The sequence below is a fragment of the Lentzea miocenica genome (assembly GCF_033949945.1).
In the GTDB taxonomy this organism is placed as follows: domain Bacteria; phylum Actinomycetota; class Actinomycetes; order Mycobacteriales; family Pseudonocardiaceae; genus Lentzea; species Lentzea miocenica.
Genome location: NZ_JAXAVW010000025.1, coordinates 117,277 through 134,141, shown reverse-complemented (window position 1 = coordinate 134,141; position 16,865 = coordinate 117,277). Strand labels below are relative to the sequence as shown.

18 protein-coding genes are annotated in these 16,865 nt (G+C 68.8%); 12 read left to right on the top strand and 6 right to left on the bottom strand.

Annotated elements, in window-relative coordinates:
- The first annotated feature begins 40 nt into the window (after positions 1–40).
- Positions 41–697, top strand: coding sequence for a response regulator transcription factor (locus SK803_RS28880; RefSeq protein WP_319969273.1), 657 nt, complete (start codon positions 41–43; stop codon positions 695–697).
- Here SK803_RS28880 and SK803_RS28875 read toward each other — a convergent pair.
- Positions 694–2,367, bottom strand: a complete 1,674-nt coding sequence (locus SK803_RS28875) for a sensor histidine kinase (protein WP_319969272.1) — start codon at positions 2,365–2,367, stop codon at positions 694–696. The genes SK803_RS28880 and SK803_RS28875 overlap by 4 nt on opposite strands.
- 139 nt (positions 2,368–2,506) lie before the next feature.
- On the opposite strand from SK803_RS28875, the gene SK803_RS28870 reads away from it, so the two are divergent.
- The 6 genes from SK803_RS28870 to SK803_RS28845 all read left to right on the top strand — a co-directional run bounded on the left by SK803_RS28870 (position 2,507) and on the right by SK803_RS28845 (position 9,589).
- Positions 2,507–3,505 (top strand): Acg family FMN-binding oxidoreductase, encoded by a 999-nt coding sequence (locus tag SK803_RS28870; protein ID WP_319969271.1) that lies wholly within the window; start codon positions 2,507–2,509, stop codon positions 3,503–3,505.
- Between the two features lie 120 nt (positions 3,506–3,625).
- Entirely contained in the window at positions 3,626–4,318 is a 693-nt protein-coding gene (locus tag SK803_RS28865) for a universal stress protein (RefSeq protein WP_319969270.1), read from the top strand.
- Positions 4,319–4,425: 107 nt separating this feature from the next.
- On the top strand, positions 4,426–4,581 hold the full coding sequence (locus tag SK803_RS28860; RefSeq protein WP_319969269.1) for a hypothetical protein: 156 nt from the start codon (positions 4,426–4,428) through the stop codon (positions 4,579–4,581).
- A 145-nt stretch (positions 4,582–4,726) separates the two neighbouring features.
- Positions 4,727–7,057 (top strand): phosphoketolase family protein, encoded by a 2,331-nt coding sequence (locus tag SK803_RS28855; protein ID WP_319969268.1) that lies wholly within the window; start codon positions 4,727–4,729, stop codon positions 7,055–7,057.
- Positions 7,054–8,169 (top strand): acetate/propionate family kinase, encoded by a 1,116-nt coding sequence (locus SK803_RS28850; RefSeq protein WP_319969267.1) that lies wholly within the window; start codon positions 7,054–7,056, stop codon positions 8,167–8,169. The genes SK803_RS28855 and SK803_RS28850 overlap by 4 nt, the downstream gene beginning before the upstream one ends.
- Before the next feature lie 256 nt (positions 8,170–8,425).
- Positions 8,426–9,589: a globin domain-containing protein gene (locus tag SK803_RS28845; protein WP_319969266.1), complete on the top strand. Its 1,164-nt coding sequence runs from the start codon at positions 8,426–8,428 to the stop codon at positions 9,587–9,589.
- A 109-nt stretch (positions 9,590–9,698) separates the two neighbouring features.
- On the opposite strand, the gene SK803_RS28840 is transcribed toward SK803_RS28845, so the two are convergent.
- Positions 9,699–10,064: an ArsR/SmtB family transcription factor gene (locus SK803_RS28840; RefSeq protein WP_319969265.1), complete on the bottom strand. Its 366-nt coding sequence runs from the start codon at positions 10,062–10,064 to the stop codon at positions 9,699–9,701.
- 155 nt (positions 10,065–10,219) lie between these two features.
- On the opposite strand from SK803_RS28840, the gene SK803_RS28835 reads away from it, so the two are divergent.
- On the top strand, positions 10,220–10,885 hold the full coding sequence (locus SK803_RS28835) for a CBS domain-containing protein (RefSeq protein WP_319969264.1): 666 nt from the start codon (positions 10,220–10,222) through the stop codon (positions 10,883–10,885).
- A gap of 9 nt (positions 10,886–10,894) precedes the next feature.
- Here SK803_RS28835 and SK803_RS28830 read toward each other — a convergent pair whose 3' ends face one another.
- Genes SK803_RS28830 through SK803_RS28820 form a run of 3 tightly spaced genes read right to left on the bottom strand, consistent with a single transcriptional unit; the run spans position 10,895 to position 13,673 of the window.
- Positions 10,895–12,709, bottom strand: a complete 1,815-nt coding sequence (locus tag SK803_RS28830) for a phosphoenolpyruvate carboxykinase (GTP) (RefSeq protein WP_319969263.1) — start codon at positions 12,707–12,709, stop codon at positions 10,895–10,897.
- Entirely contained in the window at positions 12,706–13,464 is a 759-nt protein-coding gene (locus SK803_RS28825) for a hypothetical protein (protein WP_319969262.1), read from the bottom strand. The genes SK803_RS28830 and SK803_RS28825 overlap by 4 nt, the downstream gene beginning before the upstream one ends.
- A gap of 2 nt (positions 13,465–13,466) precedes the next feature.
- Positions 13,467–13,673: a hypothetical protein gene (locus SK803_RS28820; RefSeq protein WP_319969261.1), complete on the bottom strand. Its 207-nt coding sequence runs from the start codon at positions 13,671–13,673 to the stop codon at positions 13,467–13,469.
- 379 nt (positions 13,674–14,052) lie between these two features.
- On the opposite strand from SK803_RS28820, the gene SK803_RS28815 reads away from it, so the two are divergent.
- Positions 14,053–14,445 carry a response regulator gene (locus SK803_RS28815; RefSeq protein ID WP_319969260.1) on the top strand — a complete coding sequence of 131 codons (393 nt, stop codon included), beginning with the start codon at positions 14,053–14,055 and terminating at the stop codon, positions 14,443–14,445.
- Complete coding sequence (locus tag SK803_RS28810) at positions 14,442–14,837, top strand: DUF5313 family protein (protein WP_319969259.1); 396 nt, start codon at positions 14,442–14,444, stop codon at positions 14,835–14,837. Before SK803_RS28815 ends, SK803_RS28810 begins: the two co-directional genes overlap by 4 nt.
- A 144-nt stretch (positions 14,838–14,981) precedes the next feature.
- On the opposite strand, the gene SK803_RS28805 is transcribed toward SK803_RS28810, so the two are convergent.
- On the bottom strand, positions 14,982–15,755 hold the full coding sequence (locus tag SK803_RS28805) for a maleylpyruvate isomerase family mycothiol-dependent enzyme (protein WP_319969258.1): 774 nt from the start codon (positions 15,753–15,755) through the stop codon (positions 14,982–14,984).
- A 353-nt stretch (positions 15,756–16,108) separates the two neighbouring features.
- Between SK803_RS28805 and SK803_RS28800 the strand changes: the two genes are divergently transcribed.
- Positions 16,109–16,327: a hypothetical protein gene (locus SK803_RS28800; protein WP_319969257.1), complete on the top strand. Its 219-nt coding sequence runs from the start codon at positions 16,109–16,111 to the stop codon at positions 16,325–16,327.
- A gap of 367 nt (positions 16,328–16,694) precedes the next feature.
- Positions 16,695–16,847, top strand: a complete 153-nt coding sequence (locus tag SK803_RS28795; RefSeq protein WP_319969256.1) for a hypothetical protein — start codon at positions 16,695–16,697, stop codon at positions 16,845–16,847.
- The last annotated feature ends 18 nt before the right edge of the window (positions 16,848–16,865 follow it).

Here is a 16,865-nt window from a genome sequence, read left to right as displayed (position 1 = left end):
GAGATCGTGATCGCGGAACGATCGAGAGAAGGTGGTTGCGGTGGTGTCGCGAGTTTTCCTGGTGGATGACCACGAGATCGTCAGGGTCGGCATCAGGGAGCTGCTCAGCGCCTCCCCTGACCTGGAGGTCGTGGGCGAGGCCGCCTCGGTGACCGAGGCGCTCACGATGGTCCCGGCGACCAACCCCGACGTCGCGGTGCTCGACGTGCGGCTGCCCGACGGCAACGGCATCGAGCTGTGCCGCGAGCTGCGTTCGCGCATGCCCGAGCTGAACGTCCTCATGCTCACGTCGTTCACCGACGACGAGGCGTTGTTCGACGCGATCATGGCCGGTGCGTCGGGGTTCGTGCTCAAGCGCATCCTCGGCACCGATCTCACGACCGCCGTGAAGACCGTCGCCGCCGGACAGTCCCTTCTGGACGCCCGATCGACCGCCGCGCTGCTGAACCGCATCCGCCGCGAGCGCGAACAGGGCGATCCGGTCCGCGCGCTCACGGAGCAGGAGCGCACCGTGTTCGACCACATCGGTGACGGCCTGACGAACCGGCAGATCGCGGACAAGATGTTCCTCGCGGAGAAGACCGTGAAGAACTACGTCTCGCACCTGCTCGCGAAGCTCGGCCTCGAGCGGCGCACCCAGGCCGCCGTGCTGGCCTCGCAGCTGCGCAAGCCCACCCACGACAACGAGACCGGCTAGTCCAGCGGAACCCGCCACGTCACCCGTGTGCCGCCACCAGGCTCTTCGCCGACGGTGAGCGCGCCGTTCAACTCCGCCGCGCGGTGTTCGAGGTTGCGCAGGCCGCTGCGCGCGACGTCGGGCGGCATGCCCAGGCCGTTGTCGACCATCGTGATGATCAGCGCGTCGCCTGCCTCGACGGTGAGCGTCAGCTCGGTCGCGTGAGCGTGGCGCAGCGCGTTGCTGACGGTCTCGCGAACGACCGCTTCGGCGTGCTCGCCGATGTAGTCGGGCACCAGGCTGTCGATGGTGCCGGACATCCGCACCGCAGGGCTCAGCTCGCCGTCCTCGGTGAGCTCGGCGACGGCGTTGAGCAGCTTGCGCCGCAGCCCGGTGTCGCCGGAGTCCGCCTGCAGGTCGAAGATCGACGTGCGGATCTCCAGCACGGTCTGGTCGAGCTGGTTGACCGCTTTCGTCACCCTCCTGCGGGCCTCCGGGTGGGTCACCCAGGTCAACGCGCCCTGCAGGCTCATGCCGGTGGCGAACAGCCGCTGGATCACGTGGTCGTGCAGGTCGCGGGCGATCCGGTCGCGGTCCTCCAGCACGTCCACCAGGCGCTTCGCGCTTTGGTTCTCGGCGAACTCGATCGCGACCACGGCCTGGTCGGCGAACGACGCCAGCAACGGCATCAGGTCCGCCCCGAACGGGGCCGCGTCCTTGTCCCTGACGGCGAGCAGGACACCGGTCACCGTCGTGCCTGCCCGCAGCGGCAGCACCACCGCGGCTCCCGTCTGCGCGGGTAGATCGCCGAGCTGGCCGGCGACGTCCTCGATCAGCGCTGGTGCGGCCGTCTCCAGCACCTGCGCGAGCACCGGCGCGTCGGCCGCGAAGGTGTCGGGAACAGCGACGTTTCCGGCGTGCGCCGCCCTGCGGAGTTCGTTCCCGTCGCGAAGCACCACCGCCGCCCACGACGCGGACGACAGCTCGACCGCTCGCTGCACGATCAACAGCAACGCGTCCTCGGCGGTCGCGCCGGCGAGGAGCTGGGCGTTGATCTCCGCCGTCGCTTCGAGCCAGCGCTCGCGCATCCGGGACCGTTCGAACAGGCGGGCGTTCTCCACCGCGACGCCGGCCGCCGCGGCCAGCGCCTCCAGCACGACCTCGTCGTCGGCGGTGAAGTCGCCGCCGCCGCGCTTCTCGGTCATGTACAGGTTGCCGAACACCTCGTCACGCACCCGCACCGGAGCACCGAGGAAGCTGTGCATCGGCGGGTGGTTGGCCGGAAAGCCCACCGACGCCGCGTGCTCGGACAGGTCGTGCAACCGGATCGCCCTCGGGTCCTTGATCAGCAGCCCGAGCAGGCCCTTGCCCTCTGGCAGGTGGCCCATGTGGGCGCGGGTCTCGGGGCCGATGCCGACGTAGACGAACTGCGAGAGGTTGTGCCGCGAGCCGAGCACGCCCAGTGCGCCGTAGCGGGCGCCCACGAGCTCCACGGCCGCCTGGACGATGCGTTGCAGGGTGGAATCCAGCTCCAGACCGGCGCCGACCGCGAGCACCGCGTCGAGCAGGCTCTGCATCTTGTCCCTCGTGGACCCGATCTCGGCGAGCCGGTCGCGCATCTCGTCGAGCAGATCGTCCAGGCGCAGCCCGCCGAGCAGGCTGCGTGCCGGTGGATCCTGTGGGTCGACCATGGATCAAGCCTTTCACGAGGTCGTGACCGCGCCAAGCGGTCCCTGCCAGGTCGGGACCTTCGACGCTGGGACCACTCAGCGGTTGCGCACAAAGTGGAGCGACGAGGAGTTCCACCGGCAACACGATGGGGTGAACGACATGGCCGAGGTGACTGCGGCGCTGGGACTGGGACCTGAGCAGGTCGAGCAGGTGCTGACGGCGGCCTCGCTCGCGCCGTCGGTGCACAACACCCAGCCCTGGCGCTTCCGGGTCCGGCCCGACGGCATCGAGCTGCACCCGGACACCTCCCGCAGGCTGGAGGCGACCGACCCCGAAGACCGCGAGCTGCGGCTGTCGTGCGGCGCCGCGCTGTACAACATGCGGCTGGCGCTGCAGGACATGGGAGTTCGCCCTCTCGTGACGATGCTGCCCGGTCAGGACGCACCCGGCGCGCTCGCGATCGTGCGCAAGGGCGGCACGATCAAGCCCGACGACGAGAACCGCGCACTGCTAGACGCGGTTCCCCACCGGCGCACCAACCGCAAGCCGTTCCACGAGGCCCACGTCGACCCTCGCCAACGGCACGCCCTGGTGCGGGCCGCCGAGCTCGAACGGTCGTGGCTGCACGTGATCACGACCCCCGAGGGCCGGGCCCAGCTCAAGCGATTCGTCCAGCAGGCACACCGGGTCCAGCTGGACGACACCGCCGTGCAGGCGGAGCTGGCGGCCTTCACCGGCCACCGGCCAGACGCGGTCGACGGCGTGCCACCCGCCTCGGCGGGGATCCGGCCGGAACTGCAGGACGAGTGGGCGTTCCGCGACTTCCAGGCCCCCGAACGCCACCCCGGCAAGGACTACGAGTCGGACCCTCTCGTCGTGGTGCTCTGCTCGTTCTACGACGGGCCGCTCAGCGAACTGCAGGCAGGCCAGGCGTTGCAACGCGTGCTGCTCACCGCGACCACGCACGGGCTGTCCGCGTCGTTCCTGTCCCAGCCGGTCGAGGTGCGGCCCGTCCGCGAGGAACTGCGACGCTCACTCGGCGGGATGCTCGTCCCGCAGACCGTGCTGCGGCTGGGGTTCAGCACGCCGGTCCCTGCCACACCGAGGCGCTCCGTGGCCGCACTCCTGATGGACTCCAAGGATCACGCAGGGTGCTAGTTCGCCGACGCAGCGGCGCCGGGTCCGGACGGCAGGCCCTGTGACGACGGGACTTTGGTCCCGGCTCGGTGGACTCTTCCCGCTCTGCTCCAGACGGACGAGACGAACCATTGTCAGTGCATGGACCCAGTGGTGATCATCCAAGACGGTGCCGGACGTGACGAGAACGCCTTGAGGTGGGCAGCCGCCTACGCCCAGCTCGTCGGCACAGGCCTCGAGATCCACCACCCGCAGGACGACTTCCGAGCCCAGCTCGTGGTCGTCGGCCACCGGGGTCCGGGGAACTCGGCGCTGGGCCTGGGTGGCCACGTCATGCCGCTGCTGGCCGCTACGGGCTGCGACACGGTGGTCGTACGCGGGACACCCACTGCCGTCGACGCCCAGCACCGCCACGTCACCGCTCTGGTCAGCGGTGGTCCCGGTGATGGACGAGTGCTGCGTCACGCCGCCGGCTTCGCCCGGCGACGTGACGCGGCACTGCGGGTCCTCCACGCCGCGCCAGAGCCCCCGGTCCGGTGCGGCGTGGACACGGACCACACGTACGTGCTCGCCCGCGCTGCCGCGGCACTCGACGGGATCCGGCACCACGCGGTGCTGGTCCGCGCGCAGCCGCACGAGGCGATCGCGAGGTGCACGGACACCGACCTGATCGTCGTCGGTTCCGGTGACACGCACGAGAGCGGTACCGTCACCAGAGCCGCGCTCCACCACGCGCCGTGCCCTGTTCTCGTTGTGCACCAACCGGTTCTGGAGGCACACCATGGCCGCACCGCCATCCCCGGTCCTCGCCGACCGGTTCGCCTCCAGGCTTGAGTTCGGCCGCACCGACCACCTGCTGGTCGACGCCAATCCGGTGACCACGTGGAAGGCCCCCGTGAGCGCACTCGGCTGGTGCGGTCGGCAAGTTCTGGCGGCCGGTGGTGAAGTGGGTTCCGTGCGAGCCGCGTGACTTCCTCGACTTCGCCACGCCGGGTTTCGGCAAGGTCGTGTGGTCGTTCACCGCGCACCCCTACGGCGAACGTCGCACGCTGCTCTCCTCCGAGATCCGGGTGACCTTCACCGATCCCCAGGCTTAGGCACAACGCCGAGACCGGCGGTGTCCCCGTCCACTGATCCGGGCACCCAGGGACTTCAGTCCCGGTTCGCGCGGACCCGATGCCCTGTCCCGTGATCGATCCGGACGGCAGCGTGGAAGGCACCAACCCGAGTGAGGAGCGCGAGATGCCGAACGCAGACCTGGAGCTCGTCGACGCGTACTGGCGAGCCGCCAACTACCTGTCGGCCGGCCAGATCTACCTGATGGACAACCCGCTGCTGACCGAACCGCTGGCACCGGAGCACATCAAGCCACGCCTCCTGGGCCACTGGGGCACGACGCCGGGCCTCAACTTCGTCTACGCGCACCTCAACCGGATCATCCGGGAGCGCGACCTCGACATGATGTTCGTGACCGGCCCCGGCCACGGCGGCCCCGCGCTGCTGGCCAACACGTGGCTGGAAGGCACCTACAGCGAGACCTACCCGGACGTGCCGCGCGACGCGGAAGGCATGCGGAAGCTGTTCCGGCAGTTCTCCTTCCCCGGCGGCGTCCCCAGCCACGTCGCGCCCGAGGTGCCCGGCTCCATCCACGAGGGCGGCGAACTCGGCTACTCGCTCGCGCACGCGTTCGGCGCCGCTTTCGACAACCCCGGCCTGATCGTGGCGTGCGTGGTCGGTGACGGCGAGGCCGAGACCGGACCGCTCGCGGCCAGCTGGCACGCCAACAAGTTCCTCAACCCTCAGCGCGACGGCGCGGTGCTGCCGATCCTGCACCTCAACGGCTACAAGATCGCCAACCCCAGCCTGCTCTCGCGGATCCCGCACGACGAGCTGGACGCGTTGTTGCGCGGCTACGGCTACACGCCGTTCTACGTCGAGGGCGACGAACCCAAGGCGATGCACGCCCGCATGGCCGAGGTGCTCGACCAGATCGTGGACGAGATCCACCGCGTCAAAGCCTCGGAGGATCGGCCGCGCTGGCCGATGATCGTGCTGCGCAGCCCCAAGGGCTGGACCGGTCCGTCCGAAGTGGACGGTGTGCCGGTCGAGAACACCTGGCGCTCGCATCAGGTGCCGCTGGCGGGTGTGCGCGACAACCCGGACCACCTGCGGCAGCTGGAGACCTGGCTGCAGAGCTACCGGCCGGCCGAACTCTTCGACGACGACGGAGCACCGCGGCCGGAGCTGGCCGCGCTGGCACCGGCCGGTGAGCACCGGATGGGCGCGACCCCGCACGCCAACGGCGGACTGTTGTTGCGCGAACTGAGGATGCCGGGCATCCGCGCGCACGCGGCGGAGGTCGTGAAGCACGGCACCACGCACTCCGAGCCGACCAGGGTGCTCGGCCGGATGTTGCGCGACGTCATCTCGCTCAACGCCGACGCGCGCTCGTTCCGGATCTTCGGTCCCGACGAGACGGCGTCCAACCGGCTCGACGCCGTCTACGACGTGACCGGAAAGCAGTGGCAGGCCGAGACCTTGCCCGTCGACGAGCACCTGGTGCACGACGGCCGCGTGGTGGAGGTGCTGTCGGAGCACCTGTGCCAGGGCATGCTGGAGGGCTATCTGCTCACTGGCAGGCACGGCTTGTTCAACTGCTACGAGGCGTTCATCCACATCATCGACTCGATGTTCAACCAGCACGCCAAGTGGCTCAAGACGCACAAGAAGCTGGAGTGGCGCAGGCCGGTCGCGTCGCTGAACTACCTGCTCAGCTCGCACGTGTGGCGCCAGGACCACAACGGCTTCTCACACCAGGACCCCGGCTTCATCGACCACGTGATGAACAAGAAGGCCGAAGTGGTCCGCGTCTACCTCCCGCCGGACACGAACACGCTGCTGTCCGTCGCGGACCACTGCCTGCGCGGCAAGGACTACGTCAACGTCATCGTGGCCGGCAAGAACGAGACCCCCGACTGGCTCGACGTCGACGAGGCGATCCTGCACTGCGCCCGTGGCGCCGGTATCTGGGAGTGGGCGAGCAACGACGACAGCATCGAGGAACCGGACGTCGTGCTGGCGTGTGCCGGCGACGCCCCCACCGTCGAAGTTCTCGCCGCGACCAAGCTCCTCCGCGAACACCTGCCCTCACTGCGGGTCCGCGTCGTCAACGTCGTGGACCTGATGCGCCTGCAACCCGACACCGAGCACCCGCACGGCATGCCGGACCGCGAGTTCGACGCGCTGTTCACCACCGACAAGCCCGTCATCTTCGCCTACCACGGCTACCCGTGGCTGATCCACCGCCTGACCTACCGGCGCACCAACCACCACAACCTGCACGTCCGCGGCTACAAGGAAGAAGGCACCACCACGACACCGTTCGACATGCTGGTGCTCAACGACATGGACCGCTACCGGCTGGTGATCGACGTCGTCGACCGCGTCCCCGGCCTCGGCCCCAAGGCGGCCCGGCTGCGCCAGCACATGCAGGACCAGCGCACCCGCCACCACAACTGGATCCGCGAACACGGCGAGGACATGCCCGAGATCCGCGACTGGACCTGGCAATGAACATTCTCGTCGTGAACGCCGGCTCCTCCAGCCTCAAGCTCCGCGTCCTCGGCGAGGACGACACCGTCCTCGCCGAGACCCACGTCGAACGCTGGTCCGGCGGCGACGAAACAGGCCCGCTGGAGGAGTTCCTCGGCAGTGCGCCGTCCGTGGACGCGGTCGGGCATCGCGTCGTGCACGGCGGTTCCGAGTTCACCAGCGCGACCGCGATCGACGACGACGTCCGCGCCAAGATCGAGGCGCTCACCGGTTTGGCGCCACTGCACCAGCCCCGCGCGCTCGCCGGCATCGACGCGGCCAGGCAGTTGTTGCCCGACCTGCCGCAGGTCGCCTGTTTCGACACCGCGTTCCACACCACGATGCCCGCGGCCGCCACGACCTACGCCGTGCCCGCCGCGTGGCGGCGCAAGTGGGACCTGCGCAGGTACGGCTTCCACGGCCTGTCACACGCCTACGCCTCGCGCCGGGCAACCGAACTCGCGGGCAAGCCCGGCGCTCGCGTGGTGAGCTGCCACCTCGGCTCCGGGGCGTCGCTCGCCGCTGTCGCCGACGGACGTTCGGTCGACACGACGATGGGCTTCACACCGTTGGCAGGCCTGGTGATGGCCACGCGCAGCGGTGACGTCGACCCCGGTCTGCTGGTGTGGTTGCAGCGTGCCGGACTGACCCTGGACGACCTCGAGGACGGCCTGGAACACCACTCCGGACTCGCCGGCCTGTCCGAGGTCGGCGGTGACCTGCGGGATGTGCGCAAGGCTGCGGAGAACGGCGACGAGCATGCGATTCTCGCGCTGCAGGTGTACGTGCATCGCCTACGTCAGAGCATCGCCGCAATGGTGGCGTCACTGGGTGGCATCGACGTGCTCGTGTTCACCGGTGGCGTGGGAGAGCACGACGCGGCATTGCGGGCGGACACCGCTGCCGGTCTCGCTTTCCTCGGCATCAGCCTGGACGCGGCACGCAACTCCGAACTCTCGCGGGACAGCAGCATCAGCGCGAGCGGTTCGGCTGTTGAGGTCTGGGTCGTCGAGGCGCGGGAGGACGTGGAGATCGCCGCGCAGACCCGCGCCCGACTGGGCGGCTTCGTCCCTCCCCACGGGCCTGACCGATGAGGACGTTGGTCCCTGAACTTCGAACGCCGCAGCGCGCAACGTTGAGGGAGCGGGAGAGTTCGCGGGCTTCCGTCCACCGCACACTGAACGGGCGGAACTGGCTCACGGCACTGGCAGCGTTCCCGCCAAAGCCTTGCGGTCACGGGTCCCGGGACCAAGGTCCTCGCACGGAAGCGACGTTCCTAACTGCGTTCGCCCGAGCCTGATCACGCAAGCTCAAGAGGCGATCGGAACGTTCGTCATCGAGGAGAAACCTGTGCTTTCAGCTGCTTCGGCCGCCGTGATCCGCGCGACCCTGCCCGTCGTCCGCGACCACGCCACCGAGATCACCGCCGAGTTCTACCCGTCGATGTTCGCCGCACACCCGGAACTGCTGAACCTGTTCAACAGCGGCAACCAGGCCAGCGGCAAGCAACAGATCGCACTGGCCTCGGCGGTGATCGCGTACGCACAGCACCTGCTCGACGGGACGCCGTTCGGCCCGATCGCGGAACGCATCGCCCACAAGCACGTCTCGCTCGGCGTGCGGCCCGACCAGTACCCGATCGTCGGCAAGCACCTCATCGGCGCCGTCGCCACCGTGCTCGGTGACGCCGTCACACCGGAGGTCGCGGCCGCCTGGGACGAGGTCTACTGGCTGTTCGCCGTCTCGTTGATCGCCGCCGAGGCACGCCTGTTCCAGAAGGCGGGCGTCTCCCCCGACACGCTGTGGCGTTCCTGGCGCGTGGCGAAGCGCGACGAGGAAGCGGCCGACACGGCGTCCTTCACCTTGGTGCCCGACGACGGCGGGCCGGTTCCCGCGTTCGAACCGGGCCAGTACGTGTCCGTCGCGGTCGACCTGCCGGACGGGCACCGGCAGCCGCGCCAGTACTCGCTGTCGCAGGCACCCGGTCGCGGCGAGCTGCGCATCACCGTGCGGCGTGTTCGTGGAGAGGGCGTCGCCCCGGACGGTGCGGTGTCGAACTTCCTGCACGACCACGTACAGGCCGACGACACCCTGCTGCTCGGTCCTCCGGCCGGTGAGGTCACGCTCGAGCCCGGTGACCGGCCCGTGGTGCTGATCAGCGCTGGTATCGGCATCACCCCGATGTTGTCGATGCTCGACCACATCTCCGCCACGCAGCCGACCCGCACGGTCGTCGCCGTCCACGCCGAGATCTCGGCGGAGCGGCACGCGCATCGCACGGAGTACGCCCGCCTCGCCGGGTTTCGGCAACTGACCTGGTACGAGAACGGTGACGAACGCGGGCAGGCCGGTCGCGTCGACGTGGACGCGCTTCCGCTGCCTGCCGGCGCGATCGCCTATCTGTGCGGCCCGATCACCTTCATGCGCGACGTGCGCGCCGCGCTGCTCCGCCGCGGGACGCACACGGACGACGTCAAGTACGAGGTCTTCGGTCCCGGCCTGCTCGAGCAGTGAACTCGCAGGTCTTCCGTCTTAGAGAACGACCGGGCGTGGTGCCGGATCGAGTTTCTTCAGCCCCGCACTGCGAACCGCCGCGATCGCCACCCCGCACGGCTGGGCCAGTTCAATGCTGCTTGCGGGCCCGGCCGCGCGGCGCGGCGGTGGCAGGTGCGCGGAGGCCCTCGAGGAGCTCCATCTGGCCGGTGATGACTCCGGTGAGGATGCGCCTGGCGACGGCGAGCAACTCTGCGACGTGGGGGCTGGTCAGCGAGTAGAAGACGTTGGAACCTTCCTTGCGGGTGGTCACAAGTCCGGCGCGGCGCAGCACGGCCAGCTGCTGGGAGAGGTTGGCTGCCTCGATACCGACCTCGGGCAGCATCTCCGCGACGGAGTGCTCGCGCTCGCTGAGCAGTTCGAGCACCCGGATGCGTGCTGGGTGGCCGAGGGTTTTGAAGAACTCCGCCTTGACTTGATAGAGGGGCCTGCTCATCGAAGCCCCTTCCGGCCGGCCGTCGTCATGGTGCTGATCCTCCCTGGTTGATCCCTGTTGTTGCGACTCGGGATGCCTTTCGACGAGGTTCAGCAGTTGCTAATCTTAGCAAGTAAGCAACCCTGGTCGCCTCGCACGGCTGTGGGAGGGCGGGCATGAACGAGCCGAAGACGGCGGACGTGATGTGCCGGCGGGTCGTCACCGCGGCACTGGACAGCTCGTTCAAGGAGCTCGTCGGCATGATGATCGTCCACGAGGTGAGCGCGATCCCGGTGGTGGACTCGGCCGGCCACCCGGTCGGCGTGGTGTCGGAGGCGGATCTGGCGGCCAAGCTGGAGTTCCACGGTGGCGGGGAGAACCCACCGGTGCTGGCGGGCACGCACAGGCGGGTGCGGTGGCGCAAGTCGTCCGCGACGGTCGCGGCTGACCTGATGACCACTCCGGTCGCGACCGTGACGGACGACGTGAGTCTGTGTACCGCGCTACGGCTGCTCGCGGGTGAACACGCGAGTTTGCTGTGTGTGGTGAACGGTGCGGGCACGCTCGTGGGGGCGCTCACCGGACGTGACGCGCTGCGGCTGTTCCTGCGTGGCGATGACGCGATTCGCGCCGATCTCGAACTGCGGCTGCTGCCGGCCTCGACAAGAGCGCGCGGGGTCACGGTGCACGTGTCAGGCGGGGTGGTCACGCTCGACGGGACGCTCTGCCTGCACAGCGCGACCGAGCGAGCTGAGTGGATCGCACGCGGGGTTCCGGGTGTGATCACCGTGCGGAACAGGCTGAGCTTCGACGTCGACGACCTGATGATCACTGGCCTGTGAGCACCCCCGTCAGCCGAGGCGGTGTTCGAGCGCGTCGAGTTCGTTCTGCAGGGCAGTGGGGAGCTTGTCCCCGATGGCGGCGAACCACTGTTCGATCAGTGGAAGTTCGGCGCGCCACTCGTCGTCGTCGACGTTCAGCGCCTGCCTGATGTCCTCGTGCGGCGTGTCGAGGCCGTCGAGGTCGAGATCCCTCGGACCGGGAACCCAGCCGATCGGGGTCTGGAACCCGGTGGCGCGACCTTCGATGCGGTCGACGGCCCATTTGAGGATGCGGGCGTTCTCGCTGAATCCCGGCCAGAGGAACCGGCCGTCGTCACCGCGGCGGAACCAGTTGACGTAGAAGATCTTCGGGAGCTTGGTGGTGTCGGCGTTCTTGCCGGTGTCGATCCAGTGCTGGAAGTAGTCGCCGACGTGATAGCCGATGAACGGCAGCATCGCCATGGGATCGCGGCGCACCACACCGACCTCACCGGTCGCAGCCGCCGTGGTCTCCGAGGAGAGCGTGGCGCCCATGAAAACGCCGTGCTGCCAGTCGAACGACTCGGCGACCAGAGGCACGGTGGTGGCGCGGCGGCCGCCGAAGAAGATCGCCGAGATCGGCACGCCGTTGGGGTCGTCCCACTCGGGAGAGGCGATCGGGCACTGGACGATCGGTGTGCAGTAGCGGGAGTTGGGGTGCGAGGACGGTTCGGTGGACTCAGGTGTCCAGTCCTCACGGCGCCAGGACGTCAGGTAGTCCGGCGAGGTGTCGGAGCAGCCCTCCCACCAGACGTCGCCGCCGTCGGTGAGCGCGACGTTGGTGTAGATGGAGTTGCCTTGAGCCAGCGCGAGCATGGCGTTGGGGTTGGTGTTCCAGCCGGTGCCGGGCGCGACACCGAAGAAGCCGTTCTCGGGGTTGACCGCGTAGAGGCGGCCGTCGTCCCCGAAGCGCATCCAGGCGATGTCGTCACCGAGGGTTTCGACTTTCCAGCCGGGGAGGGCGGGGTCGAGCATGGCGAGGTTGGTCTTGCCGCACGCCGAAGGGAACGCGGCGGCGATGAAGTGGACCTCGCCCCGTGGTGAGGTGAGTTTGAGGATCAGCATGTGCTCGGCGAGCCAGCCCTCGTCGCGCGCCATCACCGAGGCGATGCGCAGCGAGTAGCACTTCTTGCCGAGCAGGGCATTGCCGCCGTAGCCGGAGCCGTAGCTCCAGATCATGCGTTCCTCGGGAAACTGGGTGATGTACTTCGTCCGGTCGCACGGCCACGGCACGTCGGCCTGGCCGGGCTTGAGGGGTGCGCCAACGGAGTGCAGGCAGCGAACGAAGTCCGCGTCGTCGCCGAACAGTGCAAGGGCGGCGCTGCCCATGCGGGTCATGATGTGCATCGAGACGACCACGTACTCGGAGTCGGTGATCTCCACGCCCAGCATGGGTTTGTCAGAGGTGAGCGGGCCCATGCAGAACGGGATGACGTACATGGTGCGGCCGGCCATGCTGCCCCGGTAGTGCTCGGTCATGATGACCTTCATGTCGACCGGGTCCATCCAGTTGTTGGTGGGACCCGCGTCGGCTTCGTCGGCCGAGCAGATGTAGGTGCGGTCCTCGACCCTCGCGACGTCGGTGGGATCCGAGGCGCACCAGAACGAGTTGGGCTTGCGATCCAGTCGCACGAAGGTTCCCGCCTCGACCAGCTTGTCGGTCAGCCGCTGCCATTCCTGCGGGGAGCCGTCGCACCACACCACCTGGTCGGGCGTGGTCAGCGCAGCGACCTCGGACACCCATGCCAGCAACCTCTGGTGCCGGGCCGGCGCCGGGTTCAGCCCGGGAACGGTGGGGGCGATCATCGTGCGGCTCCTCGGTGCAGTGCGTTCGTCGCGGCTTCGGCGATCTGGCGGGTGAGGGCCTCGTCGGCACGCCGGGGTACTTGTTGGCCGGGTGGGGTGGCCGCGGACAACGCGATCGCACAGGCGTGCTGCACGTCCGGGGTCAGGCGTGCGCGCGGGTGCCGGCTGAACGCGCGCAGCAGACCTGGAAGCGCCAGCAACGGGTCGCGAGCGGGGTCCGGCACGATCACGGCCGGTGCGGCGTGCCGCGGCCACGCGAAGCGGCCGCCCCCTCCGACCAGGTTGATCACCGCGTCGGCGTCGGCGGCGATGCGGCGCAACGGGAACACAAGCGCGTCGACCGGGTTCCAGGTGGTGATGTCACGGACTCCCGCGGCCAGCAGGACCGGGCTGAGCAACGGCATGGTGCCGGCACCCGCGATGACGACCCGGCTGGTCTCCGGTGCGTTGCCGGCGCGCGTCAGCGTGGTGAGCAACGCGGCGGTCAGGGCGATCGCGGTGACGTCCCGGTCGGTGAGGACCGGGACGTCGACGATCGAGTCGCGGGCCCTCTGCTCGCGCTCAGGTGTGGCCCGGACCAGCAGCACAGCGCCCGTGTCAGGCGACAGGCCGTGCAGTCCGTAGTCGGAGGCGATGACACGGGTCGGCAGTCCCGCCTCGTCTTCGACGATCGCGGCGTAACGACGCAGCACCGCGGTCGTCGCAGCGATTCCGCCGACCACCGCGACCACGCCGTCCCTCGATGGTGCGCTCACGGTCAGTGCCCCAGCCCGGAGTTCTCCAGCAGCGCCGGGTCGATCCAGTCGTGGGTGTCGACGCCGTGCTGGGCAGCTCGGTCGAGCAGGTCGCGGATCCGGGCACTGTGCAGGTGGATCTCGTAGTCGTGGCCCGCCTGCCAGGCTTCGCGCAGGGTTTCCGAGGCTTCGGCGACCTTGTTCCGCAGCTCAGCTTCGAACTCGCTCATCGTCCTCAACATCTCTCCTCGTCCGAAGAACTCAATGATCTGCGCACTTAAACAAGTTTGCAACTGTTTGAGCGTGCGAGTCCGCACACACCCGACCGGGTGTCCCTACAGGTCGTTGCCGACGTAGGAGAGGTTGAAGCTCTTGTTGCGCGGGCGACGAAACCGGGCGTGCCGAGGTCGGCGGCCCGAGCCTGACCGAGCGGGGCGGTGCCGGTGAACCCGGTCGTCTCCGCAGCCGCGTGCTCGCGCCTTGAGCTGGTGCAGCGGCCTGCTCAGCCGCACACCTCTTGCCAGCCACGCGAAGCCCGACTGGTCGAACGCTTCAGCACTTGCTAACCTTAGCAAGTCCGAAAGAGCACAGCCCGACAGGACCGCAATCGTGACCGGAACTCCCGACCGGCTCAGAGTTCTCGTCGCCGACGCCTCACCGTTCTTCCGGGACACGCTTCGGGAGGTTCTCCGCAGCACAGCCGACATCGATGTGGTCGCGGTCGCGGGCACAGCCGACGAAGCGGTCCGACTGGCCGAACAGCACTTGCCGGACGTCGCCGTGGTGGACGTGCACCTGTCCGGCGACGGCTTGCACGCCATCCGCCGCACGCATCAGCGGGTGCCGGCGATCAGGCTCGTCGCGTTGTGCGGCCTCATCGACGCCCCCTCCGAGACCGAACTGCGCGAGCTCGGCGTGGTCGAATACGTGATCAAGGGCGTGCCGAACCGCAAGATCGTCGCGGCCATCCGCAGAGCAGCCGAGGAGAACGCCGCCCGATGACACTGCGGGGAACCAGACCCAATCCGTTCCAGTGGCTGTGGTACGCGCTCGGCGGACGCCTGCCGCAGCGATGCGACCCGTGGGTGCTGCACGACGTCACCTGCCGCACATGGGCGGTACGGCACTTCGTTCGCGGCTTCGTCCAGATGTCGCCGATCCTGCTGCTGCTCCTGCTGCCCGGACCGCTCTACATCCGGATCCTGTCGATCCTGCTCGGCATGTTCGTCGGCTACTTCTACTCGATGACCTACATGTGGCACACCACCGAGCAACGCCTCGTCAAACAAGGCTTTCCACGCGGACTCGGCGAACGGACCCGCCGCGCCAAACACGCCGAGGCTGACGCGCGCGCCAAAGCCGCCTACGAACGGCTTTACCGCAGCAGCTCCTGAACCACACAGCGCCGCGATCGTCCGGTCGCACAAGACGACCATCACGCTGCGAAGCATCACGCTGCCCCGAACCACAAGCCAGCGAAGTTCTCCTCGTCCTCATCGCCCGAGCCGCCCGGAGATGGCCGGCACCTGGTGGTTCCGTCAGAAGCCTGGGAACACGCGACGCAGGTCGTCGAGCGTGACGCTGCCCTCGACGGCGACGCCGTTGTCGTGCGGTGCCTTGAGACGGCCGTTGATCAGACGGACGAACGCTTCCTGCGGCCCGTTGAACGTCGCGGAAGGTGACACGAGGTGGTCCACCACGGTGACGGCGTCGTCGATCACCAGACCGGCGCCGGGGATCGCGACGGACACGGGGGCCGCGAGCTCGGCCGGCTTCGCGAGGAAGCTCAGCATGAAGCCCATGGGCCCGGCCAGGAGGTCGACGAGCACCGCGGCCGAGTCGGCGTTCACTCCGGCGTGTGGGTCGAAGGCCACGCGCACGTCCCACGAGTGGTTGGCCACCTCGTTGAGCCGCATGCCCAGGGCGGTCAGCAGCGGGACCGGCTCCGGCAGGAAGCCGAGGTCGACGATCAGCGACGAGCGCTGCTCGGGCGTGAGCGCCTCGACCATGTCGAGCCAACGGCCGTTGTGCTCCAGGAAACCCTCGGCCTGCGCGCGCGGCGCGGACGCGTCCCAGCGGGCCCAGATCGTCTGGTTGTCCTCGGCCGCCACGGTCTCTCCGGCGGCCAGGGCGATCGGCGCACGGCCGATCTCCGCGCCGCTGCCGAGGTGGGACAGAGCCTGGGCGACGGTCCACTCCGCGGCGCCGCTGGTGAAGGCCAGCTGGTGGTCGGTGAGGGTGCGGACGAGACCGGCGAGCACGTCGTGCTCGGCGCGCAGGACGGTGATCGTGCGGTCCACGAGTTGACTCATGCCATCCCCAACTCCCGAACCCGCGCATGTGTTCCACGGATCAACGCCGCCGCACCCGTTGTGGCGACCTTCGTGGGCTGACATGACGACCGACACCGCGCGCTCATGCCGCTGGTCGTGTCGGCTCAACGGGGTCTGTCAGACGTGCGGCGGCCATCTGTCGGGCCTGGACGCCGATCGCTTGTGCACCAACGGGAGCATGCCCTGCGCACTGCCGGATCCCCACCGGGGCCAGCTTCGACCCGTGTCGGGCTAGGCTGGCCCGCCATGTGGCCTGGGGTGTCGGTGTCCGGAACCGGTGGCGTTGTCACGACGGCTGACATCGCCGTGTTCGCGGAAAACACGGGGTGCCGATGCCGGACGCGTTGGCCGAGCTCTACCTGCGGTCGGAGGTCGGCTCGTTCGGTGGCTTCCTGCACTTCGAAGCACCGGACGGCATGTGCACGCACCGGGAGCTCATCGAGGACCTGCTCGCCGACTCGACTCGCCAATTCCTCGACAGCTTGCCCACCACCACCTACTTCGGCTTCGGCGTTCTCTCCTCGACCTACAAGCGCCACGACTGGCTCTAGCCGGGCGAGCGCTCGGCTGCCGGCTCCAGCCGCCCGCCAGCGGAGTCGATCAGCGTGCCCGCCGTCGATGTGCCAAGTGTTGAGCCGTCAGCCATCTCCGAGTACCTCGCCGGGAACTCACGGTCATGCCGATGAGCGGGCGCTTGCGGCGATCTTTCGTGCTCAAAGCCGTAGCTACGCATTGGCGTCGACCAGCCGGCGCAAATTGCCTGCTCGTCGCGACGGAGGAGAGAAAGCGCGTCAACGGCGCATGTGTGTCGACACGCCAACGGTATCGTTGTCGAACTCGGCCATGGGCTCGCGGGGACACCGTCGAAGAGGCCGCACTCGCCCCGGGCCGGCTCCCGCAACGACGAGAGGACGCCTGATGTCGACTGAACCGAGCAATCCCGAATTGACCGCTTCCGACACGACCGACGACGACACCGCTGAGGTCACATTGGACGCCATCGGCGCCATGGAAGGCGGCTTGGTCAACCTGAAGGTCGGAGACCCTCCCTCCAACGGCAACTACTACTGACAGCTGAGATCGCTCCAG

Bases quoted from the DNA above. Each gene is read 5' to 3' on its own strand.
- SK803_RS28875 (WP_319969272.1), bottom strand. From the start codon at position 2,367: ATGGTCGACCCACAGGATCCACCGGCACGCAGCCTGCTCGGCGGGCTG.
- SK803_RS28870 (WP_319969271.1), top strand. From the start codon at position 2,507: ATGGCCGAGGTGACTGCGGCGCTGGGACTGGGACCTGAGCAGGTCGAG.
- SK803_RS28865 (WP_319969270.1), top strand. From the start codon at position 3,626: ATGGACCCAGTGGTGATCATCCAAGACGGTGCCGGACGTGACGAGAAC.
- SK803_RS28855 (WP_319969268.1), top strand. From the start codon at position 4,727: ATGCCGAACGCAGACCTGGAGCTCGTCGACGCGTACTGGCGAGCCGCC.
- SK803_RS28850 (WP_319969267.1), top strand. From the start codon at position 7,054: ATGAACATTCTCGTCGTGAACGCCGGCTCCTCCAGCCTCAAGCTCCGC.
- SK803_RS28840 (WP_319969265.1), bottom strand. From the start codon at position 10,064: ATGAGCAGGCCCCTCTATCAAGTCAAGGCGGAGTTCTTCAAAACCCTC.
- SK803_RS28835 (WP_319969264.1), top strand. From the start codon at position 10,220: ATGAACGAGCCGAAGACGGCGGACGTGATGTGCCGGCGGGTCGTCACC.
- SK803_RS28830 (WP_319969263.1), bottom strand. From the start codon at position 12,709: ATGATCGCCCCCACCGTTCCCGGGCTGAACCCGGCGCCGGCCCGGCAC.
- SK803_RS28820 (WP_319969261.1), bottom strand. From the start codon at position 13,673: ATGAGCGAGTTCGAAGCTGAGCTGCGGAACAAGGTCGCCGAAGCCTCG.
- SK803_RS28810 (WP_319969259.1), top strand. From the start codon at position 14,442: ATGACACTGCGGGGAACCAGACCCAATCCGTTCCAGTGGCTGTGGTAC.
- SK803_RS28805 (WP_319969258.1), bottom strand. From the start codon at position 15,755: ATGAGTCAACTCGTGGACCGCACGATCACCGTCCTGCGCGCCGAGCAC.
- SK803_RS28800 (WP_319969257.1), top strand. From the start codon at position 16,109: ATGCCGGACGCGTTGGCCGAGCTCTACCTGCGGTCGGAGGTCGGCTCG.
- SK803_RS28795 (WP_319969256.1), top strand. From the start codon at position 16,695: ATGTCGACTGAACCGAGCAATCCCGAATTGACCGCTTCCGACACGACC.